Below are 22,296 nucleotides of genomic sequence, written 5' to 3' on the forward strand. Positions count from 1 at the left end.
ACGAGTCTGAACGATTGTTTTGGAAAAACTCTAAAACCGTGGCCACTTTTACTTGACCACTACAGAGGCTATCCCAGCAGCCTCTTCCTTACCGGTTGGCGTCGTCGGCTCAATCTTTACGTCTGAGTGGTCATGCGAGAGTTCACCTACGACACAGGCGACGCCGATGCAGGTGGGAGGATAGAGGGCGTCTGCTCCGCCGACCCTCCGCGCCAAGGAGGGCGCGGCGGAGCCCCCAGGGATGGGTTTACGGCGAGTCGGAGGAGGAGTGCGCTCTGTCTGACTTACTCCATAAATATCAACAAAAACTTGCCGTATAATACTGAACGACATCGTGGCTGAGGATCATACGTAATCAGGTATTGGTAAGAGCAATATCTAGCGAGTACTATTTATGATCGATCAACGGGCACTGGCGGGTCGGGTACTAGCGGCAAGCGTAAAAACCACAGCACCAGCACCACAAACGTCAGACCCAAGCCCACTTTTACTGGCCACAGCGGCACCATATAAATTGAAAAAGTAAAGCTTAGCGCCATCATCCACAGCGCACGACGGCGCACATGAGCACGCAGGCCACGGTGTTGTTGCCAGTCGCTGATCATGCCACCAAACCAAGGATGAGTGACCAGCCAATGGTGCACCCTAGGTGACGACTTACCGAATAAACATGCCGACAACAAGACGAACGGGGTGGTGGGCAACACTGGTAAAAATGCCCCCAACACGCCCAGCGCCAGTGATATGCTACCAAGTAGGGCAAATAATATACGCATAACGCCCTCCTAAAATTATCTGTCGATTATAGCAGGCCGCGCCCCACACCGGGAGCCAAAGTACCGCACTGTTTGCCCCCGCCTGCTCGCCCCAACATCTATTTTCAGGTACTCTACGCCGCTTTAAACAGCCCATACGTTCAAGAAAGCCCTCTGTTTGTTTTACGTACAGCGGTCGGCGTAAAGCGTATAACTGTCTTTATTAGTAAGGTCTTAACCACTAAGAGGTTTATGCCTTTATTTTTAATCACTATTTTTCCGTGGATTTAGTGGATTCCGTGGCAAAAATAGCTCTTACGCTCTTAGGTTTACCCGCTCTTATCTTTAACTGACGGCTTACGGCTTAAAGCGTACAGCTCCCCGAAGGGGATTACTTATCCGACACGGCCTCCAGTTCGGCTAGCCAGTCATCCACTGAAATTGATAGCTGGCCGGTGATCTCCAGCTGCCGATTTTCAAAGATGTCTTGCTCTGGATGCCGCAACTGCCACTGCTCGATTACCGCATCTCGGTGCACCAGCAGCGCTTCTATATGGGGCCGGAATAGCACCAGCATGTTGCTCAGCCAGATATTCACCGGCCAAGACGGGTTGGCATGATCGATAACGAAGCGGTCCAGCATCGAAATCACCGCCGGTGCCGGATACCAGCTTTCATCGGTCACCCAACGATTACAGGCGAACAGGCTTGAGGGATACCCCCACGCATCCATAGAGATGGCAACCAAATGAGCAATAGCTTGCTCTCCTTGGGGCCAAGGTTCACTGGCCTGTGGATAATTCAGCATACTCAGCTGGGCAGGAATGCCTGGTGCACGCAAAAAGGTATGGAAGTGGCCATGCTCTTGCTCGCCACCGCGATGGGCATGGTAGTAATATTGGCTGTGACTGTCTTTATCGAGTGCATCGTCTAGGGGGTAGTGGGTCATCTCAAAAAAAGTCCCCTGCCCTTTAAGCACTTCTCCGACGATGTTGACTCCGCCTTTGCTCATCACCCGATAGCATTCCCGAATTTGGGCACCGGCTTCACGTAGCCGGCTAATGTCTGCAGCCGTCAGGCTGGCCGCCGCCGGCGGCACCAGTCTGGGCAAGGGTTGAAGTGTGGTGGTGGTCATTTGCATCCTTATTGTGATTTGGCCGCGCAAGGATTCTTCACCGCACAGGGATTAACCGAACACGGGCTTTTCACTGCACTCGGGTTCTTCACCGCACAGGGATTAGCCGAACACGGGCTTTTCGCTGCACACGGGTTCTTCACCGCACAGGGATTGGCCGAACACGGGCTTTTCGCTGCACACGGGTTCTTCACCGCACAGGGATTAGCGCCACTGGGTGAATAGCTGACTTGCTCGGTTTGTACATAGGCCACTAAGGCGGCTAGTTCTTTCGAGTCCCACGCCAAGGGCTGAGTCGCCATGGGAGACATCATACAAATTTGGATCATTTCATCCAAATGCACCTGACTCAGACCAAACTGATCTTGCGCCATCGCCACCGGATGCGGGTACGCCATGGCAAAGCTTGCCTGATACATCATCTGGCTTTGGTGACAGTTGCTGCAAGAAAGGCCATTGCTACTTAGGCTGCTATCGTTAAACAGCGCCTTGCCTAAAGTTACCAGCTCGGTTTTATCTCCTTGGTAAGGCTGATAATTGTCAGGGCGCTGTACCGCCTTGGCTGCACAAGGGTTCACTGCCGCCGGTTTGGCCGCGCAAGGATTTTTGGTGGCACAGGGGTTTTTAGTTGCACAGGGGTTAGCCGAACACGGACTCTTCACCGCACAAGGATTCTTGGTCGCGCAAGGGTTAGCTGAACACGGATTCTTCACCGCACAGGTTTTTTTAGTAGCGCAAGGGTTCTTGGTAGCAGACTCGGTGGCACTGCAGGGGTTAGCAGCACAAGGCTTCTTGCTCATGGCTATTTGTTGCACTGCCTTCTCTTGTGCTAAAGATCCCCCCGACTCAGCGGCAAGCACTGGGCCCGATAACGCTAAAGCCAACAAGGATGCCGACACTAAAGCGGCAACGGGGGTTATACGAAAGTGAGATTCTAAGTGAAAATGACATCGACGCATGATCATACTCCTTAAAATAGGGTCATCCATGGCAGGAAACGCATAAAAAGTACCTGCATAGTAATAAGACGCGTCAAACTGTCTGGTTATTACAAAAACAGCTTATTTTTTATTAACTATCTCCTAATCTCGTTGTAAGAATTCTTCGTCCTGTTGTGTCTTTATTCATAATCACCATGTTAATAATAGTCGGCACTATTTAGCTTCAATGCCATAAAGGCCGGCCTCATCGTCATAAAAAGGATGTTTTTATGCGCAAACCCCTGCTGCTTGCCCTGCTATTGCTGCTGGTCGCCCTGTTTTTCTTCTTCGATCTCGGCGATTGGTTCACCCTCGAGGCTCTAAAACAACAACAAGCGCACATTGCCACGCTGCGAGCCGAGTCTCCCTGGTTGATAGCCGGCGGCTTTTTTGTGTTATATGTGCTGATGGCGGTGTTGTCGCTGCCCGGTGCCGCCATTATGACGCTTGCCGCCGGTGCCTTCTTTGGGGTGTGGCAGGGGTTGGTGTTGGTGTCGTTTGCCTCGAGTATCGGCGCCACCTTGGCTTTTCTGGTGTCGCGCTTTCTACTGCGAGATCAGGTACAGCAGCGCTTCGGCGATACGCTCAAGGCCATGAACAAAGGCATGAATCGGGACGGCGCCTTCTATCTATTTACCCTGCGGCTAGTGCCGGTATTTCCGTTTTTCATTATTAATTTGCTGATGGGGTTAACTGCGCTGCCTGCTCGCACCTTTTACTGGGTGAGCCAGCTCAGCATGTTGCCCGGCACGCTAGTATACGTAAACGCCGGTACGCAGCTGGCGGCCATTAATAGCTTAAGCGGCATATTGTCGCCGGCTTTGTTAGCTTCGTTTGCCTTGCTGGGCCTGTTTCCGTTGCTCGCTCGCGCCGTGTTGCGCTTAGTGCAACGCCAAAAAGTGTACCGTGGTTTTAACAAACCTCGCCATTTCGACTGCAACCTGATAGTGATCGGCGCCGGTGCGGCAGGATTGGTCAGCTCTTACATAGCGGCGGCGGTAAAAGCTAAGGTCACCCTGATTGAAGCTGATAAAATGGGCGGCGATTGCCTCAACACCGGCTGTGTACCCAGCAAGGCATTGATCCGCAGCGCTAAACTGGCCCACCAGATGCGCCACGCCGCGCATTACGGCCTCACTAGCACACCCCCTGAATTCAGCTTCAAACACGTGATGCAGCGCGTGCAGGCCGTGATCCGCAAGATTGAGCCTCACGACAGTGTCGAGCGCTACACCAAACTGGGCGTAGACGTATTGCAAGGCCACGGCAAACTTATCGATCCTTGGACGGTGGAAGTAACACTGACAAACGGCACCACACAACGATTGACCGCTCGCAGTATCATTATTGCCGCCGGCGCCAGCGCGGCCGTGCCGCCAATAACCGGCCTAGATGGGGTCAACTATCTAACTAGCGACACGTTATGGGACACCATGGCCGCACGTGACACCCCGCCCAAACGACTACTGGTGATGGGCGGCGGCCCCATCGGCTGCGAGCTGGCACAAACCTTCGCCCGCTTGGGCTCAGAAGTAACCCTGCTGCAGCGCAACTCGCGCCTGATGCCAAAAGAAGACTCAGAAGTCAGTGAATGGGTCAAACGTGCCCTCATCAAAGACGGAGTGCGGGTGTTGACCGAACACAGTCCGCTGCGGGTAGAGCCAGGGCGCGATGGCATTCGGGTCATCGCGACTCATCAAGATCAAGAAATCATACTGGAATGCGACGATCTGCTGCTCGCACTCGGCCGCAAGGCGCGACTACAAGGTTACGGGCTAGAAGCGCTGGGCATCACCACAGAGCGCACCGTCACCACCAACGAGTATCTAGAAACCTTGTACTCCAATATTTACGCCGCGGGTGACGTGGTCGGCCCTTATCAATTCACGCACACCGCCGCTCATATGGCGTGGTTTGCCAGCGTGAACGCCCTGTTTGGCCATTTCAAACGCTTTTCGGTCGATTATTCGGTTATACCTTGGTGTACCTTCGTCGACCCCGAGGTGGCGCGAGTCGGCCTCAGCGAGCAGGAAGCCAAGGCGCAGCATATCGCCTATGAAGTGACTCGGTTTGAGCTCGACGAGCTGGACAGAGCCATTACCGATGGATCGGAGCAGGGCTTTATTAAGGTGCTGACCGTGCCTGGTAAAGACACAATTTTAGGGGTAACTATCGTCGGTGAACACGCGGGCGACTTACTGGCGGAATATGTGCTGGCCATGAAGCACAAGCTCGGCCTAAACAAGATACTGGGCACCATTCATGTGTACCCTACGCTGGCGGAAGCCAATAAGTACGTGGCCGGTGAATGGAAACGCGCCCATGCGCCCGAACGATTGCTAAGCTGGCTCAGCCGTTATCATCGCTGGCGCTTGGGCAAACGTTAAATACAAAAATGGGGTGGGATGCATGTTGCATCCCACCCCATATATGCCGCTCGTCTTTATGTTTAAGGCCCACAAAAACCGGGTAACCCTTTACCTTGCTTCTCTAACATTTTGCAATGACGATTATCTACACCATCGCCCATCGACAAAGTTTGAATAACCACACCGGTGTTAGCCGACACAGTGGTTGCTTGGGTTGGTAGCATGGCGAGGGTAAATACCGCCGCCAGCATAAGTGACATAATGGCTTTCATAATGCTTCCCTCTTATAGCTAAGTGAGTAGCCTTGTAATAAAAATTGTTGCCTGCAAGGCCTAAATCAATAGCAGGGTCTGCGCCCTCCGTCATGGCAACAGTGTCTAACGGTTACTTATAAAGACGCGATGAGAGAGGGTTTTATTACAAAAAATAACCATTTTTTACTATCAGGCGATAAGTAATGGCGCAGAGCTGTCAGCAAAGACACTGGACCCCCGCCTTCGCGAGGGTGACGATAAAGATAAGCTAGCCACATCATCCATATAAGTTATGCGTGCTTACTTAAGTAAGTAATGCCGCATAACCGGCGTGGTTCTGTCGCCATACATCGACGAAGGAACGTCATTCCCGCGAAGGCGGGAATCCAGGGCTTGTGGCGCAGATTTGTCAGCCTGCGCTTTTCCTGCAAAGGCACTGGCCCCCCGCCTTCGCGAGGGTGACGATAAAGCTAAGCTAGCCACATCATCCATATTAAGTTATGCGTGCTTACTTAGCAGACCGCGGCACGATGTTAGGGTCTGTTTTATTGCTCGCTGTCGGCATTAAACTCTATGACTCGATTGCGGCCTTGTTCTTTGGCTTGATACAGCGCGAGGTCGGCTTTTTTAATAAACGCATCGAGTTGTTTATCTTGTGCCGTTAACATCGCAAAGCCGATAGATACGGTAATATTCATGGTTTCGCCCGAGGGCATGATAACTGGCATCTCGGCAATTTCTCGGCGCAGCCGCTCGGCCACCAAGGCGGCTTGCTCCGCCGATAGCTCAGGTAACAAGGCAATAAACTCTTCACCGCCAAAGCGAGCAAACACATCGAGATCCCGTAAGCTATCTTGCACGGTTTTAGCAAGCTGTTTGAGTACTACATCGCCGCCATCATGACCGTAGGTGTCGTTAACCCGTTTAAAGTAGTCAATGTCAAACATGAGTATCGCCAGCGCATGTTTATAACGCACTGCCCGTTGAAACTCCAGCTCACCTCGCTCATAAAAATGGCGGCGGTTACTGATATGAGTTAGGGCATCCATATTGGCTAACTGCTCTAACTTTCTTTCTAATTGTATGCGGTCGGTAATATCAAATACACTGGTGCGAGCAATAGCAAAATGCCCTTTTTGATCGTTAAGCGAGGTTGCAGAGGTAGACACATAAAAAGTCGAGCCATCTTTGCACTGCATTTCTAGCACTATATTGTCTATTTCTTGCTCGGTTTTAAGTAGCGTAAAAAACTTATTAAAGCGCAACTGACTGTCAGGCGTTAAAAAGTTCACAAACGGCTGACCAACTACCTCTTCATGGTCGTAGCCTAACCATGCTAACTCGGTTTGATTAATGCGAATAAAATGGCCGCTGGTATCTAGGCTGTGGTAACCACAAGGTGCATGCTCATACAAATCGCTTAATTCAGCCGTTACCGCTTGGTGATAGCGCCGACGCGCCAGCTTATGTACTTTGTTGTAGGCCAACAACCAGGCCACACCCGCCAAGCTCAGCACGATTAAAGCCAGCACTGTACGGCCCAAGGGCTGGTACAAAACCGACTGCGCTTGAATCACTTCTTTAGGTAAAAATATCACCAGCTTCCACGCGGTATTAGCGATAGTCGCATCAGACAGCAATGCCCCTTGCCGCGGCCGAAAATCCGTTTTTTGACTAAGAGAGAAAGCAAAGGGGTTTATGCTCTGAAAGCGAAACAGCCCTTGTGCTGTTTCCACCACCCCTGATTCTTGAGCAGCAACGCTCGGCCAGGCATCGGGATACAGAGTCGCAAAATTATGAGTGGGATTATCTAAATCGGCGCCCCACTCATTGCTGCGTTTATGATTGCTAAGCCAGAACCCTTGCGGGTCGAGTAACATGCCTTGCTGATCGATACGGCGAGACATTTGCAGACGAAATCGCTCCAACATATTTTGTGCCATAAAATTCAGTATCAGCACACCCGCCCTGTCGCCGTCAGCATCCAGCACTGGGGTCACAAAGCGTAACATCGGCTTGTGCGGTTGTTCAATCACGCCCTGCTCTACGTTTAAGTCCATGCGCGACACAAACACTTGGTCCGCTGCCAACGCTTTGGCTTCGGTAAAATAATAACGGTGTGATTTATCTTGCAGCCGATCGGAAGGCACCACTTGCACTTCACCTTGGGGCGTGTTGACCCGTACTAATTCGTGTCCGGAATTATCCAACAGGCGAATTTGATCAAAACGGCTATAAGTAGTAGCCGTATTTTTAAACAAAACTTCAAGGCGGGTACGGTCTGTGGCGCTACCACTGCTTAAGTATTCGACCATGGCGGGTGAGTTTTTTAATAGATCTAACAGATGCAATTGTTCATACATTTCTTTTTGAATCATCTGAGTGGTGGCCACCACTGAGGTTTCCTCTTGAGCCAATAGCCGCTGTTGCTGCTCTTGAGCATACTGCCAATAGATGGGGCCAGCCAGCGCCAACACGATGACACAAAACAACACAAAAAACGCAACGAAGCGTTTGAAAATTAAGCGTTTAATTGGTAAGTCAACGGTAAAGCCTGACAAGCCGGTTTGACCAGATCGAGTTTGTTCTAATAACAATGGTTGCGTCATAAATAAGTGCTATGCCTTGCTGCAGCTATGGTGATGTCTGTGAGAAGCGCTGTTTGTGATAATAAATAAGCCGACAATAATAGCATAATCCGCGACTAATTTAGCACCGCTAACGCGACAATGTTAACGGGATGAAAAAGTGACCAACAATAGTGTAAAGAGGGCAGCAGCCCCTAGCAGCACCAAGTAAATTTTTAGATATTGCAGCTGCCGATGCCTTGTTAGATGTACCAAGGTAAACGTGGTTACTGCCAGCCCCAGCGCGCCCCAAATACCCGTATGAAACCAAATACTATTCCACGTTAACCACTCGGTTCTCACCGCAATATCTTGATATTTTAGATATCCGAAGTGCTGTTCGGGTCGTCCGTAATGAAATATTATCAATAACAGTACATATAACGCCCAGCCGCCGACCGTCATTACTATCAATAGCTTGCTCAGCCAATTAAAACGTTGTGCTGCCATAGCGGCCTCCTCTTACAACTTTTTGCTTGAGTCCTGAGTGTACACGGGTAACATTGGCTGTCTTATCTATATAGTTTATCGGCGGTTGCCGATTTTAGTTAACGCTGGAGAGCGATTTCACATGACCCACGCATCTATTACTGATGTGCTAGCGGGTAAATACCCTGTTGGCACCACCCTCACCGTTAAGGGGTGGATTCGTACCCGCCGTGATTCTAAGGCGGGTATTTCGTTTTTGGCCATTCACGATGGTAGCTGCTTTAATCCGGTGCAGGCCGTGGTGCCCAATAGCGTCGAAAATTATCAGTCTGAAGTGGTGCGTTTAACGACGGGCTGTTCAGTTGAAATCACCGGCACGGTAGACGCATCTCAAGGCCAAGGCCAAGATTTTGAATTACAAGCCACCAACGTTAAGGTGATTGGTTGGGTAGAAGATCCTGACAGCTACCCAATGGCTGCCAAACGCCATTCCATTGAATATTTGCGCGAATATGCCCATTTGCGCCCTCGCACTAACATGATGGGTGCCGTCACGCGGGTACGCAACTGCTTGGCACAAGCCCTGCACCGCTTCTTTCACGAAAACGGTTATGCTTGGGTGGCCACCCCACTGATCACCGCGTCTGACTGTGAAGGTGCTGGCGAAATGTTCCGCGTATCGACGCTAGACCTAGAAAACTTGCCACGCACCGACAAGGGCAATGTCGACTTTAGCGAAGACTTTTTTGGCAAAGAAACCTTTTTAACAGTATCTGGCCAGCTAAACGCCGAAGCCTATGCCTGTGCCATGAGCAAAATATACACCTTTGGTCCTACTTTTAGGGCCGAAAACTCCAATACCAGCCGCCACTTGGCCGAGTTTTGGATGGTAGAACCAGAACTGGCTTTTGCCGATTTGGACGATGCGGCAAGCCTTGCCGAAGATATGCTGAAATATGTGTTTAATGCCGTGTTAGCCGAACGTATGGATGACATGAACTTCTTCGCCCAGCGCGTAGATAAAGATGCCATTACCCGTCTGCACGATTTTGTTGCGAAAGACTTTGCTCAGGTGGAGTACACCGAAGCCGTTGAGATCTTAATTAACTGCGGTAAGAAGTTTGAGTTTGCCGTGGAATGGGGCATCGATTTGTCGTCTGAGCACGAGCGCTATTTGGCGGAAGAGCACTTTAAAGCACCGGTGGTCGTTAAAAACTATCCGAAAGACATTAAGTCGTTCTATATGAAGCTGAACGCAGACGGCAAGACCGTGGCCGCCATGGATGTGTTAGCGCCTGGCATCGGTGAGATCATTGGTGGTTCTCAACGTGAAGAAGTACTAGAAGTGCTAGACGCGCGTATGGTCGAAATGGGCTTAAACCCAGCAGACTACGGTTGGTACCGTGACCTGCGCCGCTACGGCACCGTGCCGCACGCAGGCTTTGGTTTAGGCTTTGAGCGCCTGGTGGCATACGTAACGGGCATGGGTAACGTACGTGACGTTATCCCCTTCCCCCGCACCCCACGCCACGCCGATTTCTAATTAAATGGCACCTGCGTTAGCAAGCAAAAACCCCGCAACCGCGGGTTTTTTTTATGGGCATCGTGCACCAAGCTAAAACCCCGAACACAAAGCTATTTTTGCCACGGAATCCACGGAACCCACGGAAAAATAGAGACTAAATCTGAAAAGAGATTTTATGTGTAAAAACACGAATAAATCCGCTGCTCCGCAGGGGAGAACTTGTCTCGCCGTGACGAATTATTTCGGCTTAATCAAATATCCAGTGAATATTCGCAGTAGGCTGACATGATGAGTATCAATTCCTAAAGCGCAGGGCTACAAGATCGGGGGTTTGTCGATCGTTGCTGACCCGCTTACAGCTAACGGCTTAACGCTTTAGTTGTAGATCTTACCAATAACATGTCTTTCGCCCTTATCTAATCTTAATTTTTCCGTGGGTTCCGTGGATTCCGTGGCGAAGAAGTCTTTAGTCTTGGTCTTTATTTTAAGCTGGGCGCCGGGCGCTAGGTGCTCGGCGCTGCTTGTTAGTTACACGCCAAAGGCAAACTTGACTACAAACAATGCGGCTAGTGCCCACACTACTGGGCTGACTTCTTTATGACGACCAGCCAATACCTTAACAGCCACAAAGCTGATAAAGCCAAAGGCAATACCGTTGGCGATGGAGAAAGAGAACGGCATCATGATCAGCACCACCACGGCGGGCACCGCTTCGGTGATATCGTCCCAGTGTAGCAAGCTTAATTGCCCCATCATCAGCACGGCGACATACACCAAAGCACCGGCAGTCGCATAGGCAGGCACCATACCGGCCAACGGCGAAAACAGCAAAGCGGCAATAAACAAGAGGCCAGTGACCACGGCAGTTAAGCCGGTGCGTCCGCCCACTGCCACACCTGCGGTACTTTCTACATAAGAGGTAGTGGTCGAGGTACCTAGCACAGAGCCTGCGATAGAGGCGGTACTGTCAGCCAATAACGCACGGCCTAAACGAGGCAAGCGGCCTTGCTCATCGAGCATTTTACCGCGCTGAGCCACCGCAATTAAGGTGCCAGATGTATCGAACAAGTCGACGAACAAGAAGGCAAATATCACCGACAACATGCCAATATTAAAAGCACCGGCAATATCCAGCTGCATAAAAGTCGGCAGTATGGACGGCGGAGCTGAGATCACGCCGCTATATTGCACGTCTCCTAGCAACACTGCCAAGGCGGTAATAATTAAAATACCGATCATCACAGCACCGCGCCAACCACGGGCAGCCATACCAATAATCAAGAAAAAGCCCAAGGTCGCCAACAGCACAGGTAAGCTGGTGATATCACCTAGCCCGACTAACGTGGCGGGGTTATCTACAATAATACCGGCATTTTTAAGACCCACTAAGGCTAAAAATAAACCAATACCGGCGGCAATGCCGATTTTAAGTGGACCAGGAATGGAGTTAATAATCCATTCCCGCACCTTAAATAAACTCAGCAGTACAAAAATACAGCCAGAGAAAAATACCGCACCCAAAGCACTTTGCCAGCTATAGCCTTCGGTTAGCACTACCGTATAGGTAAAAAAGGCGTTTAGCCCCATACCTGGCGCGAGGGCAATAGGATAATTCGCCCACAGCCCCATAATAAAACAACCAATGGCGGCGGCTAAGCAGGTGGCGACAAATACGGCGCCATAATCCATGCCCGCTTCCGATAAAATAGCGGGGTTAACGAAAATAATATAAGCCATGGTTAAAAAAGTGGTAATACCGGCAATAACCTCTTGGCGCACGTTAGTGCCCAACTCTTTAAGCTTAAAATAGTTGTCCAGCATAGGAGAGCTCTACTGTAGGGATGAAAGTGTGTAAAGTATCGTTGCAAAAGGCTCAATTGGCAATTACAACGCAACAAAATTAAAAAGTTGCAAACTAGATGAATATTTTAAAGTTCCCGTATTAATACGGTTTAATTGACTACGATCAATTCTCATACTAGTAGTAAATGTTATCCTTAAGCCACTGCTCACCGCGCAACGTTTCCATTCGAAGCCTATGCAACATTTCAGGGTACTGAGCTTATGGGCAAACTGATGCTTTTAAACGTTAAGGACGCCATGATGAATAAATCCGACTTATCCCCTTCTCGTCGTCGAGAGTGGCAAACATTTTTATTACTCACCGTAGTGCTTATTCCCTTGCTCAGCGTCATTACCGTGGCCGGCTACGGCTTTATTGTGTGGTTTATACAAATGATATTTGGCCCACCCGGACACCTTTAATAAAAATAATAACCAACAGCTCTTCCCAGCCTTCTGGAACCTGATGCGAGAATAAATATGCTAAATTTTATAAAAAAATTCTGGACTACCCTAAGACGCCCATCGGTGCATATCAGCCTGGGAGTGCTAACGATTGGCGGCTTTGTGGCCGGTGTTATCTTTTGGGGAGGTTTTAATACCGCGCTAGAAGCCACTAATACCGAGCAGTTTTGTATTAGTTGCCACGAAATGGAAAACAACGTCTATCAAGAATTGCAAGAAACCATTCACTGGTCTAACCGCTCGGGAGTCCGTGCCACCTGTCCAGATTGCCACGTACCACACAATTGGACCAACAAAATTGCCCGCAAAATGCAGGCCAGTAAGGAAGTGTGGGGCACGGTATTTGGCACTATTGACACCCGCGAAAAGTTTCTTGATAAGCGCTTAGAGCTAGCTCAACACGAGTGGGCACGCTTTGCCGCTAACGGGTCGCTTGAGTGTCGTAACTGCCATGACTACAACAGCATGGACTGGGATAAGATGTCCGATACCGCTAAACGCTTTATGAAGCCAGCGGCTGAACGTGACCAAAGCTGTGTCGACTGTCATAAAGGCATTGCCCACCAGCTGCCTGAAACCATGGTATTTAAAGACCCAGCTCTAGATCAGTTAGAACAACGCGCGAGCAGCCTTAGGGTAACCGATGGCGAACAATACTTTGCGGTTCAAGCCGTCACGCTGTATTTGGATGAAGCACTCACCCAAGAAGCCGGTGAATTGGAAGCTGCAGCGCCGGTGACGTTAATCGCACATAAAGGCGACAAAATACAAGTGGCGGTACCTTCTTGGCGTAAAACCCGTGGCTTTGGCCGAGTATGGTACGAAGACTTTGGCATGAATATTCCTAACATGGTGTTAGAAAAAGAAGTGGCCCAAAACGACCAATTAGTAGAAGTAATTGGTGAAGCTAAAGTAGATGAGCTGACCGGCCTCCCTTGGGAGCAAGTTAATATTGCACTTTGGACTCAATCTGGCGCCCTACTACCCGAAGCCGAAGACCTCTGGGGCTACGCCCGCGATACGTATCGCAGTGGTTGTAGTGTTTGTCACTCGCAACCCGCCGAAGCGCATTTTGATGCCAACACTTGGCCGGGGATGTTTGCCGGCATGGTGGGCTTTACCAATATGGATGCGGACACCCAAGCACTGGTGCTGAAGTACCTGCAAAAACACTCATCAGACTATGCCGATAGCGCACACTAAAACCACGTTGACGAGGCAAAAACATGGCAATTTCACGTAGACATTTTCTTAAAGGGATAGCTGCCACTTCGGCAGCGGCTCTTATTGGCCAGAGTTTATTAGTGCGCAGTGCACAAGCGGCGGTATCTGCCGAGGGTACTTGGCGCACCGCAGGCTCTCACTGGGGGGCAGTAAAGGCCCTAGTAAAAGGCGGTGTGGTTAGCGAAATCAAACCCTTTGAACGGGATAAATATCCCACCGACATGATCGACGGTATTAAAGGGCTGATCTATAACCCATCACGTATTCGTTACCCCATGGCAAGGCTCGACTGGCTGAAGAATCGCGAAAACAGCGACCGCACCCAACGCGGCGATAACCGTTTTGTACGCCTAACGTGGGATGAAGCGCTGGACTTGTTTCATGAAGAGCTGGAGCGAGTACAAACCACTTATGGCCCGTCGGGCTTATACGCCGGGGCCACGGGCTGGCGTCAAACTGGCCAGTTTCACAGCTGCGGTAGCCACATGCAGCGCGCCGTTAACATGCACGGTCACTTCGTAAATAAAGTAGGCGACTATTCGACGGGTGCCGGTCAAGTGATATTGCCCTATGTTATGGGCTCTACCGAAGTCTATGACCAAGGTACATCTTGGCCTCTCATTCTGGAAAACTCCGATACCATTATTCTGTGGGCCAACGATCTGTATAAAAACCTGCAGGTGGGCTGGAACTGTGAAACACACGACTCTTATGAATATTTAGCACAGCTAAAAGACAAGATTGCCGATGGCAGCATCAAGGTGATTAGTGTTGACCCTGTACAAAGTAAAACACAGCAATATTTGGGCTGTGAGCAGCAGTATATTAACCCACAAAGTGACGTAGCCTTTATGCTGGCGCTGGCACACACCTTGTATACTGAAGACTTACACGACAAAGACTTCCTCAATACTTATACCCTAGGCTTTGAACCGTTCATTGAATACGTGATGGGTAACGCGGACGATAAAATAGAGAAAACCCCTGAGTGGGCGGCCAAAATCAGTGGCGTAGACGCAACACAAATTCGTGAATTTGCGCGCTTAATGGCCGGTGGTCGTACTCAGCTTATTTTTGGCTGGGCCATTCAGCGCCAGCAACACGGTGAACAGCCTTATTGGGCAGGTGCCGTGCTTGCCGCCATGCTGGGCCAAATTGGCCTGCCCGGTGGCGGGATTAGCTATGCACACCATTACAGCGGCATTGGTATTCCGCCCACTGGCGCCAGCGTGCCTGGTGGTTTTCCGCGTAATCTAGAGCCGGGCAAGGTGCCAGAACACACCAACGAAGACTTTAAAGGAGCCAGCCGTATTATTCCGGTGGCGCGTTGGATTGACTGTATTCTTGAGCCAGGTGGCAAGCTGCAATATAACGGCAGTGAAGTAACCTACCCCGACATTAAAATGTCTATATTCAGTGGTTGTAATCCTTGGCATCACCATCAGGACCACAACCGCATGAAACGCGCTTTCTATGAATTAGAAACCGTGGTCACCATCGATTATTCCTGGAACGCAACCTGCCGATTCTCAGACTTAGTGCTGCCCGCCTGTACTCAGTTTGAACGTAACGACATCGACGTGTATGGCGGTTATTCAAAAACCGGTATTTTGGCTATGCACAAGCTGGTGGATCCCTTATTTCACTCGCGTACCGACTTTGATATTTTCACCGATTTAACACGTCGTTATGGCCGTCATAAAGAATATACCCAAAATAAAGATGAGTTTCAGTGGCTAAGAGAGTTATATAACGACTGCCGTAAGGCGAACGAAGCCAACTACCCGATGCCAGAATTCGATAAGTTTTGGGAAGATGGCTATGTCGACTTTGGCCAAGGTGAAAACTGGGTACGTCATGCCAGCTTTAGAGAAGATCCTGAAGTGAATGCGGTAGGCACCCCTTCTGGCTTTATTGAAATTAGCAGCCGTAAAATTGGCAGCTACGGTTACGACGACTGTCAACAGCACCCCATCTGGATTGAAAAAGCCGAGCGCTCTCACGGGGGCCCGGGCTCAGACAAATATCCACTTTGGTTACAATCTGTGCACCCCGATAAACGCTTGCACTCGCAAATGTGTGAGTCAGATGAATACCGAGCCACTTATACAGTACAAGGTCGTGAACCTGTATTTTTAAGCCCCGCTGATGCCTCTGCGCGCGGCATTAAAGACGGTGATGTGGTGCGAGTATTTAACGACCGTGGTCAGCTATTAGCCGGAGCTGTAGTATCTGATCTTTTCCCCGTTGGAGTAATTCGTATTCAAGAAGGGGCGTGGTATGGCCCAACTGACGCTAGCATTGGCGCGCTTGATACCTATGGCGACCCAAATACCTTAACACTGGACGTAGGTACCTCGCGCTTGGCCCAAGCGCCTAGCGCGAATACCTGCATAGTGGAAATTGAAGTATTTGACGGCCCATTGCCAGATGTCACCTCGTTTGGTGGCCCGACCGTAGTGAATACCTAGGGTGGCTTGGTATTTAGCATTTGTTTTGTGCTTTTACTTGGAGAAAAATTAGCGCTTAAAGCTGACTTTTGTACCTCTAGCGCTCAACTTCAAAGCAGATCACATACTTACTTAGATTGGTATTACTTAACCGAGGCAAGTCATGACAATAAATAATGCGGCAGGCATCAACCTGCCCTCTGATAACGTGCCAATATTAACGCCCGAGCAGCAACTGGTGGCTGAGTATTATCAGCATCAAGCCCTGCTATGTCAGTGGTTTTCGACACTGCTGGCCGCCGAGCTAGACGCCCAAACTTTGCAGGCTTATATGGCCGGTGATGCTACGCCATTATTAGAAGAGCTAGCACTACTGCCCGAATTAGCTGACTCGGTACAGCAGCTACAACAAGCGATTAGTCATTGGTCTTTGCTAGAGCAACCCAGATTGGAGTTAGCCGCTGACTTTGCCGGCTTGTTCTTAAGTGATGCTCGCCACAGCCCGGCACCTTACGCTTCTTTATACTTAGACGATGGCCGTTTTAATGGTCCTACCGCTCAGCGTATGCAACTACGATTAATTGATGCTGGTTATTCCGTAGACGAGCAATTTAAAGAGCCTGCTGATCATGTGGCGATTATGCTCGACTATTTGGCAGAGCGTTATCGACGCTTAGCGCTCGACCCCACTCCAGAGGCGGAGACGAGTGTGGCTAAGTTTGTTAGCGAAGACATATCAAGCTGGCTGCACGAATGGGCGCAACGAGCCACACGGGTAGATACTGCCAGCCAGTTTTATCCCGCGTTACTGACCTTGGTCGCCGCGTACTTCACGATAGCTTAAAGAGACTTAAGACTTTTTTGCCACGGAATAACTAAATAGTGTTGAGTTATGAGTGTTGAATATTGAGTGAAAATACTGGGGTGACTCCGGCCCCTTTTTATCACCATGGTGCAAAATATTGGGTGTGATAGCACAAATATACGCCTAATCAACGGTCGGGTTAGGGTTAGATTTACGCTTGTTTATTGTGCTGTAATATTTCCCCCATGTCCGCTGCAGGCATCGGCCTGGCCAGAAAGTAGCCCTGACCCAGTGCACATCCTAGTTGCTGCAACTGCTCTTTTTGCTCGCGCAATTCAATGCCTTCGGCAGTTACTTTCATGTCTAGGCTATTGGCCAGTGAAATAATCGTTTTTACTAAATTAAAGGCGCGTGGATCTGTGGTCATGTCGGCGACGAAAGACTTATCAATTTTAAGCTTGTTAAGTGGCAATTGTCGCAGATGACTAAAAGAGGAATAGCCGGTACCAAAGTCATCTAGCGCAATCTCGATACCTAATTTTCGTAACTGCTGCAAGGTATCAATAGAACCTGCGGTATCCCACAGGCTAGTATCTTCGGTTATTTCCAACACTAAGGTTGAAGCATCAAGACCGGTCTCTTGTAACACCTGTTTGACCGTGGTGGCTAGCTTACCATCCATAAAAATACTGGGGCTAATATTAACGTTGACTTTGAGGCCGTGATGCCCAGACTGGTGCCATTGTTGTAACTGCCGACTGGCGCTACGCAATACCCACTCATTGAGTTGGTGCGCTAAACCATAATGTTCAGCTACGGCAATCAACTCCAGTGGTGGCACCATGCCAAACTCCAGCGAATGCCAGCGCAGCAGCCCTTCCACCGACTCTATGGTATTGGTGTTAAGACGAAAAATAGGTTGGTAATGCAATAACAGTAGATCTTGCTCGATGGCGGTCTTCAAGGCAACGGACAGTTTTTGCCGACGCAAGCGCCGTTCGTCCATGCCGCTCTCGTATAGCTGCACGGTGATCGTCTGACTGTGCTTAGCGTAATACATAGCCGTATCCGCATGAGTCAGTAAATCGCTCATGCTGGTACCATGATCCGGATATAAACTGGTACCAACACTGGCTTGTGGGGATAAACAGCCATCCGGCAGTATCACGTCGCGTATCAGTGACTGCCATAACTTGCTCGCCATCTGAGTAGCATCTTCTTTTTGCTGCAACCGCTGGATAATGACAAACTCATCGCCGCCCAATCGAGCGACTTCTCCGCGACCTTTAATAGTGTCCCGCAGGCGGTCAGCCACAGTTTGTAATAACCGATCTCCCACCTCATGCCCTAGGCTGTCATTAATGGCTTTAAAGGCATTAAGATCGATCATGTGCAGGGCTAATCCCTGATGAGTACGCTCGGCTTTGCCAAGCGCCTTAGCACCCAGCTGATAAAAAAACATCCGATTGGGCAAGCCGGTTAACATATCATGATAAGCCAAATATCGGTTTCGGCGATTTTCTCGGATGAGTAGCAGCAGCATCAAACCACCACTGAGCAAGAGTCCGCCCAAGTAGAGACTAGAACGAAACGGAGCATTCTGAATGCTATCTAGTTGATTCCAGACATTTTCTCCCGAAAAGCTGTCGACATTAATTTGTCGACCTTGCTGGCGAAGATGCGCTAAATTTTCGCGCAAAGCGATAGCCTCGGCTCGGCTATCGGCGGTTAATGCATACACTCTGTCTTCGTTAATAATCAACTGTTGCCACATATCTTCCAACACCGGCAAGACTCCGGGTTGTTCGCGCACGGGACGACTTTCACTGCCGACTAGCAAGAGATTGATGCGGCTCAAGAGCAGCTCGTAGTGCAGCTGTACAAACTCGGCATCAGCCGTTTTGGCAGCCAAAGACGTTAATGCCTGATCAAATTTGAGCACTTCTAGTTCTAGTTCGGAACTCGACCAACCAATGGCCTTAATGGTGGTTGAAACATAGCGCACTACCTCTAGATCACGATAGTAGCTATATATGGAGCTAGCGCTGAATGTCAGGGCGATGGCGGTTAACGCCAATAATTTAAAGGTCTTCACCATATCCCACGTCCAAAGACTTTAATTGCCAAAGCAATAATTCGTAATAGAGCTTGGTATCCAGCTCCTTATATTCTGACAGAGGCAACATCAACCAAACAGGACCTTTGTCTCGAATTTTCATCGGCTTACCATCGAAATGGGTCGCCACTAACAAAGAGCTCAGCTCGGGTGAGCCACTGTCAAAATGATGAAAATACGCATTAAGTGCCACCGCTTTTACCCGTGTGCTTTGCGCCCCAACTCGTTGCAGTAAATCTTGTAATAACACACCACGAAAATGATGTTCGCCATCGGTCCAAGGCGTTTTTGTAATAAATTCATGTTGTGGCAAGCTCTCAAGCAGAGCCAAGTCGAATTCAACCTCATTAGCACCATTATCTCTGAGAGGTTCATTGCTATTGGTCACCGTAATATTACCGGTCACGGTTAACACCACTCGCCCCTGAGCCGTTGGTAAGGGATAGGCTACCACAGCTTGCGGGACCCAATAACTCAAGAGTAAAGCCAAGGTACACAGTAAGCGGCTTGCTAAGCGTTCTTTAATCAGGTTAGTTCGCATATTGCGCTCCAAGAAGGCTCAATAGAGTATAAAAGCAATAGTAGTAGATACTTTCTCCTGACCATGGGTTTACGATAAATTAAATGAGGGCTCGACTGTGTCGAGCCCTCATTACATTAAAGCCGGTTTAACTTAACACCCGACTCTGGTAATGCGGTTAATATCGGACGCCGAGCCTGCACATAATCAATAAAGGCACGAGCGTCTGCGTTGCAGGTCACACCACTTTGCTGACAATCTAGTGCTTGGTTTTGATAGTGAACTTCTATGGCTCCTTGTTCACTCTTGCCAAGGCGCGCCACTGGAAATACCGTGAGATTGCCCTCAACGTAAGCTAAGTCTAGTCTATCGGTTGCTACTTTTTGTGCCTCATAGAAGGTATTCCAGCCATCGTTACCGGAGGCATGATAGCCCGTTAATGCCACTTGATAGCGAGCATTCGGATCAATACGCTGCCACTGGCCATCGTGTAAGTATTCCATGCGGGCGACATAGCCACGGCCACGGCTAGTTTCATTAAAGGTGTAGCGTAAACCCGCGCCATAAGGCAGTTTACCGCTGTGCGCCTCGGCGCCAATAGAGCCATTGACGGTTTCTAGCAGTAGTCCTGCCATCTGATGACCGGTGAGTGACACCAGGCTCATCGCATTAACAAACGGCAACACCTCTAGGTTGACATTGCCTTCTTTAAGCTCGCCGGGCTCTATGTTGTTGCGAACAGCACCCACTGCCACCAAAGAAAAGTCAACCCGACGACCCGTTATCGATTGCACTTCGGGAGTATTCACCCAATACAATTGGCTAGCGGCCACCAAAGGCGCAACTTGAGATCCTTTATTGGCAATCGGTAAACGCACATGCGCTAGTGGTAACGGCACATGACCAATGACCTTTCCATAGGCTTTCAGCAACGCAGGCCGATATTGCTCATCAATATGAGCACGCAATGCGTCGTCTTCATCTATCTGCGTAATATTAGGCAGTTCGGTAATGGCTTTAGCCATTAATTGCTGCTGAGCGTCCGGTAATCGGTGCTTATCTTGCCGGCGAATATCGCTATAAAACACCTTATCGGCCAGCAAAGTATTGGTGCCTTCACAGCGCTCCACTCGCCCATCTAAAGTAAAGCTTACTGACACCTGCCCCATGGCTTGGGCAAATTTTCCTGCTTGTACCACACAGGTTTGTCCGAGCCCGTCGGGATTATTAAACTGGCGAGCATAAGGTGCTTCTTTAGCCCATCCCAGATTGCTGAAATCGCCCAGCAAGCTATGAGAGTGCCCGCCGACGATAACATCGATACCGTTTACTTTTTCGGCTAAACGCTGGTCCCTATCTAGCCCCAGGTGAGTCAGTGCGACAATATATTTAACGCCCTGCTCTTTAAGTGCATTAACGGTTTGCTGAGCAGTGGCTATTTCCTGTGCAAAACGCACTTGTCCTGTATGGGAAGCAATCTCGGGCATGTCTTCTAACACTAACCCCATAACGGCTACCACTGGGGATTTACCCGCATCTGCTACGCTATCAATGCGCTTTTTCTTATTGCCTTTAAATGCATACAGCACATAGGGTGTTAAATTATCCGCCGCTTGTAGATCTGCGTCTTCGCTGGCATCGAGGTTGGCTGCCAACACTGGGAACTCAACACTTTGGATAAAGGCGGCAAGACGCTGATTATCAAGATCAAATTCATGGTTACCTAGCACCATAGCATCTAGCTGCAGTCGACTTAATAAGTCGGCGTTCATGGTGCCTTCGTTGAGTTTAAAATAACCACTACCCTGCCACCCATCCCCACCGTGTAAAAACAGCAATGGCTGGTCGGCTTCTGCTGCTTGCTCACGAAGTACGTTGGCATAACTTAGTAATCGAGGATGGCCGCCAATGCGGGTATAAACCGTTTTCTTATTTAGTGTAAGTCGGGTGTCGCTGGGCTCAAAATGCGAATGCGTGTCGTTGATATGAGCTAATGTTAGGGTAAAAGGCTGTTCAGGTTGCGAGCTAGCACAACCGGCCAGCGCCAAGGCCAGCAAGCCGACCGCTAAAGGTTTGTTCATTAACAATAAGCTCCGTAAGCAAACGAATATGGGTAAGGGTAAGGGTAAAAAAAAGCAAACCATGCTGGTAAATACCATTGCTTTACCAGCATGTAGAAAAACGCGGCGCTATATTGCGATAAAGTCGGCGCTGATACCAGCACTCAGTCGCTGGGTGTAGAGAGTGACTTTTCCATGATAAAACGCGTAAATTGCAAATCTCCTTTTACAATCTGTTCTTGTTCTATTAGCTGATAACCACGCTGTTCAAATACAGGCCGGGATAGCACACTGGCATCGGTACCCAAACAGGTCACTCCCCGGCGGACAGCCTCTTGTTCAATGTCTTCACACAAGCGCCCGGCAATACCGCGCCCCGCATGATCGCCAAGCACATACAGCAAGGCCAAATGATCATCGGGATATAAAGTGGCAAAGGCCACCGGTATTTTATTGCATGCCATTACGCGGGTGTATCCGGTTAACACCAAGGTTTTAAAATCCGCAGCATACAGATAGGGAAATGCCGCCCAAAACTCCACCTGTTCATTACTGTAACCGCGTTGCCCCTGCTGCATAACCGCGTCGTGATAAATGAGCTCGAGGCTACTAAGGTCTGTGTCTTTAAAATCTCTAATCAGATACATAACAACTCCGAGCAAATATCCATATGGCAATCTGGTTTAGTGTTTTATAGGGCAAAGGTTTACTCACCAGCCGAAGTTGCCGCGCTTTATTGC

The 22,296-nt window shown here is 49.6% G+C and carries 18 protein-coding genes; 7 read left to right on the forward strand and 11 right to left on the reverse strand.

Features of this window, described 5'->3' with window-relative positions:
* Positions 1 to 392 precede the first annotated feature (392 nt).
* The 3 genes from ACFQ1C_RS07660 to ACFQ1C_RS07670 all read right to left on the reverse strand — a co-directional run bounded on the left by ACFQ1C_RS07660 (position 393) and on the right by ACFQ1C_RS07670 (position 2,468).
* Positions 393 to 776 carry a YbaN family protein gene (locus tag ACFQ1C_RS07660; protein ID WP_379558019.1) on the reverse strand — a complete coding sequence of 128 codons (384 nt, stop codon included), beginning with the start codon at positions 774 to 776 and terminating at the stop codon, positions 393 to 395.
* 370 nt (positions 777 to 1,146) lie between these two features.
* Positions 1,147 to 1,890, reverse strand: a complete 744-nt coding sequence (locus ACFQ1C_RS07665; protein WP_379558020.1) for a DUF6969 family protein — start codon at positions 1,888 to 1,890, stop codon at positions 1,147 to 1,149.
* 8 nt (positions 1,891 to 1,898) lie between these two features.
* Positions 1,899 to 2,468 (reverse strand): c-type cytochrome, encoded by a 570-nt coding sequence (locus ACFQ1C_RS07670; protein WP_379558021.1) that lies wholly within the window; start codon positions 2,466 to 2,468, stop codon positions 1,899 to 1,901.
* Here ACFQ1C_RS07670 and ACFQ1C_RS07675 point away from each other — a divergent pair.
* Together ACFQ1C_RS07675 and ACFQ1C_RS07680 are read left to right on the forward strand one after the other, a co-directional pair.
* Positions 2,449 to 2,820 carry a hypothetical protein gene (locus tag ACFQ1C_RS07675; protein ID WP_379558022.1) on the forward strand — a complete coding sequence of 124 codons (372 nt, stop codon included), beginning with the start codon at positions 2,449 to 2,451 and terminating at the stop codon, positions 2,818 to 2,820. The two genes, ACFQ1C_RS07670 and ACFQ1C_RS07675, sit on opposite strands and share 20 nt — an antisense overlap.
* A gap of 280 nt (positions 2,821 to 3,100) precedes the next feature.
* On the forward strand, positions 3,101 to 5,257 hold the full coding sequence (locus ACFQ1C_RS07680; RefSeq protein WP_379558023.1) for an FAD-dependent oxidoreductase: 2,157 nt from the start codon (positions 3,101 to 3,103) through the stop codon (positions 5,255 to 5,257).
* 62 nt (positions 5,258 to 5,319) lie between these two features.
* Here the strand turns inward: ACFQ1C_RS07680 and ACFQ1C_RS07685 are convergent, their stop codons facing one another.
* From ACFQ1C_RS07685 to ACFQ1C_RS07695, 3 genes are all read right to left on the reverse strand, one after another.
* A complete protein-coding gene (locus ACFQ1C_RS07685; protein WP_379558024.1) occupies positions 5,320 to 5,511 on the reverse strand; it encodes a hypothetical protein in 192 nt (63 codons plus the stop codon).
* A 527-nt stretch (positions 5,512 to 6,038) separates the two neighbouring features.
* Positions 6,039 to 8,102, reverse strand: coding sequence for a sensor domain-containing diguanylate cyclase (locus ACFQ1C_RS07690; RefSeq protein ID WP_379558025.1), 2,064 nt, complete (start codon positions 8,100 to 8,102; stop codon positions 6,039 to 6,041).
* Between the two features lie 123 nt (positions 8,103 to 8,225).
* Complete coding sequence (locus ACFQ1C_RS07695; RefSeq protein ID WP_379558026.1) at positions 8,226 to 8,570, reverse strand: hypothetical protein; 345 nt, start codon at positions 8,568 to 8,570, stop codon at positions 8,226 to 8,228.
* A 121-nt stretch (positions 8,571 to 8,691) separates the two neighbouring features.
* Here ACFQ1C_RS07695 and asnS point away from each other — a divergent pair, with 121 nt between their 5' ends.
* Positions 8,692 to 10,092 (forward strand): asparagine--tRNA ligase, encoded by a 1,401-nt coding sequence (gene asnS / locus ACFQ1C_RS07700; protein WP_379558027.1) that lies wholly within the window; start codon positions 8,692 to 8,694, stop codon positions 10,090 to 10,092.
* Positions 10,093 to 10,602: 510 nt separating this feature from the next.
* Here the strand turns inward: asnS and ACFQ1C_RS07705 are convergent.
* Positions 10,603 to 11,895, reverse strand: coding sequence for an NCS2 family permease (locus ACFQ1C_RS07705; protein WP_379558028.1), 1,293 nt, complete (start codon positions 11,893 to 11,895; stop codon positions 10,603 to 10,605).
* Positions 11,896 to 12,174: 279 nt separating this feature from the next.
* On the opposite strand from ACFQ1C_RS07705, the gene napE reads away from it, so the two are divergent.
* The 4 genes from napE (at position 12,175) to torD (ending at position 16,899) form a co-directional block, all read left to right on the forward strand.
* The gene (gene napE, locus ACFQ1C_RS07710) at positions 12,175 to 12,339 is read left to right on the forward strand and encodes a periplasmic nitrate reductase, NapE protein (protein ID WP_379558029.1); all 165 of its coding nucleotides are present in this window, start codon (positions 12,175 to 12,177) and stop codon (positions 12,337 to 12,339) included.
* A 57-nt stretch (positions 12,340 to 12,396) separates the two neighbouring features.
* Complete coding sequence (gene torC, locus ACFQ1C_RS07715) at positions 12,397 to 13,584, forward strand: pentaheme c-type cytochrome TorC (RefSeq protein WP_379558030.1); 1,188 nt, start codon at positions 12,397 to 12,399, stop codon at positions 13,582 to 13,584.
* Positions 13,585 to 13,607: 23 nt separating this feature from the next.
* On the forward strand, positions 13,608 to 16,076 hold the full coding sequence (gene torA, locus ACFQ1C_RS07720) for a trimethylamine-N-oxide reductase TorA (protein WP_379558031.1): 2,469 nt from the start codon (positions 13,608 to 13,610) through the stop codon (positions 16,074 to 16,076).
* A gap of 142 nt (positions 16,077 to 16,218) precedes the next feature.
* Positions 16,219 to 16,899 (forward strand): molecular chaperone TorD, encoded by a 681-nt coding sequence (torD, locus tag ACFQ1C_RS07725; RefSeq protein WP_379558032.1) that lies wholly within the window; start codon positions 16,219 to 16,221, stop codon positions 16,897 to 16,899.
* Between the two features lie 172 nt (positions 16,900 to 17,071).
* Here the strand turns inward: torD and ACFQ1C_RS07730 are convergent, their stop codons facing one another.
* From ACFQ1C_RS07730 to ACFQ1C_RS07745, 4 genes are all read right to left on the reverse strand, one after another.
* Positions 17,072 to 18,958: a putative bifunctional diguanylate cyclase/phosphodiesterase gene (locus tag ACFQ1C_RS07730; RefSeq protein WP_379558033.1), complete on the reverse strand. Its 1,887-nt coding sequence runs from the start codon at positions 18,956 to 18,958 to the stop codon at positions 17,072 to 17,074.
* Positions 18,942 to 19,517 (reverse strand): hypothetical protein, encoded by a 576-nt coding sequence (locus tag ACFQ1C_RS07735; protein WP_379558034.1) that lies wholly within the window; start codon positions 19,515 to 19,517, stop codon positions 18,942 to 18,944. The genes ACFQ1C_RS07730 and ACFQ1C_RS07735 overlap by 17 nt, the downstream gene beginning before the upstream one ends.
* A gap of 116 nt (positions 19,518 to 19,633) precedes the next feature.
* Positions 19,634 to 21,577, reverse strand: coding sequence for a bifunctional metallophosphatase/5'-nucleotidase (locus tag ACFQ1C_RS07740; protein ID WP_379558035.1), 1,944 nt, complete (start codon positions 21,575 to 21,577; stop codon positions 19,634 to 19,636).
* Between the two features lie 143 nt (positions 21,578 to 21,720).
* Positions 21,721 to 22,203, reverse strand: coding sequence for a GNAT family N-acetyltransferase (locus ACFQ1C_RS07745; protein ID WP_379558036.1), 483 nt, complete (start codon positions 22,201 to 22,203; stop codon positions 21,721 to 21,723).
* Between the last annotated feature and the right edge of the window lie 93 nt (positions 22,204 to 22,296).

Origin of the sequence: Oceanisphaera ostreae (genome assembly GCF_042676125.1) — a bacterium.
Taxonomy (GTDB): domain Bacteria; phylum Pseudomonadota; class Gammaproteobacteria; order Enterobacterales; family Aeromonadaceae; genus Oceanimonas; species Oceanimonas ostreae.

Coding starts and splice junctions, on each gene's coding strand:
- ACFQ1C_RS07660 (WP_379558019.1), bottom strand. CDS start 776: ATGCGTATATTATTTGCCCTACTTGGTAGCATATCACTGGCGCTGGGC.
- ACFQ1C_RS07665 (WP_379558020.1), bottom strand. CDS start 1,890: ATGACCACCACCACACTTCAACCCTTGCCCAGACTGGTGCCGCCGGCG.
- ACFQ1C_RS07680 (WP_379558023.1), top strand. CDS start 3,101: ATGCGCAAACCCCTGCTGCTTGCCCTGCTATTGCTGCTGGTCGCCCTG.
- ACFQ1C_RS07685 (WP_379558024.1), bottom strand. CDS start 5,511: ATGAAAGCCATTATGTCACTTATGCTGGCGGCGGTATTTACCCTCGCC.
- ACFQ1C_RS07690 (WP_379558025.1), bottom strand. CDS start 8,102: ATGACGCAACCATTGTTATTAGAACAAACTCGATCTGGTCAAACCGGC.
- ACFQ1C_RS07695 (WP_379558026.1), bottom strand. CDS start 8,570: ATGGCAGCACAACGTTTTAATTGGCTGAGCAAGCTATTGATAGTAATG.
- asnS (WP_379558027.1), top strand. CDS start 8,692: ATGACCCACGCATCTATTACTGATGTGCTAGCGGGTAAATACCCTGTT.
- ACFQ1C_RS07705 (WP_379558028.1), bottom strand. CDS start 11,895: ATGCTGGACAACTATTTTAAGCTTAAAGAGTTGGGCACTAACGTGCGC.
- napE (WP_379558029.1), top strand. CDS start 12,175: ATGATGAATAAATCCGACTTATCCCCTTCTCGTCGTCGAGAGTGGCAA.
- torC (WP_379558030.1), top strand. CDS start 12,397: ATGCTAAATTTTATAAAAAAATTCTGGACTACCCTAAGACGCCCATCG.
- torA (WP_379558031.1), top strand. CDS start 13,608: ATGGCAATTTCACGTAGACATTTTCTTAAAGGGATAGCTGCCACTTCG.
- torD (WP_379558032.1), top strand. CDS start 16,219: ATGACAATAAATAATGCGGCAGGCATCAACCTGCCCTCTGATAACGTG.
- ACFQ1C_RS07730 (WP_379558033.1), bottom strand. CDS start 18,958: ATGGTGAAGACCTTTAAATTATTGGCGTTAACCGCCATCGCCCTGACA.
- ACFQ1C_RS07735 (WP_379558034.1), bottom strand. CDS start 19,517: ATGCGAACTAACCTGATTAAAGAACGCTTAGCAAGCCGCTTACTGTGT.
- ACFQ1C_RS07740 (WP_379558035.1), bottom strand. CDS start 21,577: ATGAACAAACCTTTAGCGGTCGGCTTGCTGGCCTTGGCGCTGGCCGGT.
- ACFQ1C_RS07745 (WP_379558036.1), bottom strand. CDS start 22,203: ATGTATCTGATTAGAGATTTTAAAGACACAGACCTTAGTAGCCTCGAG.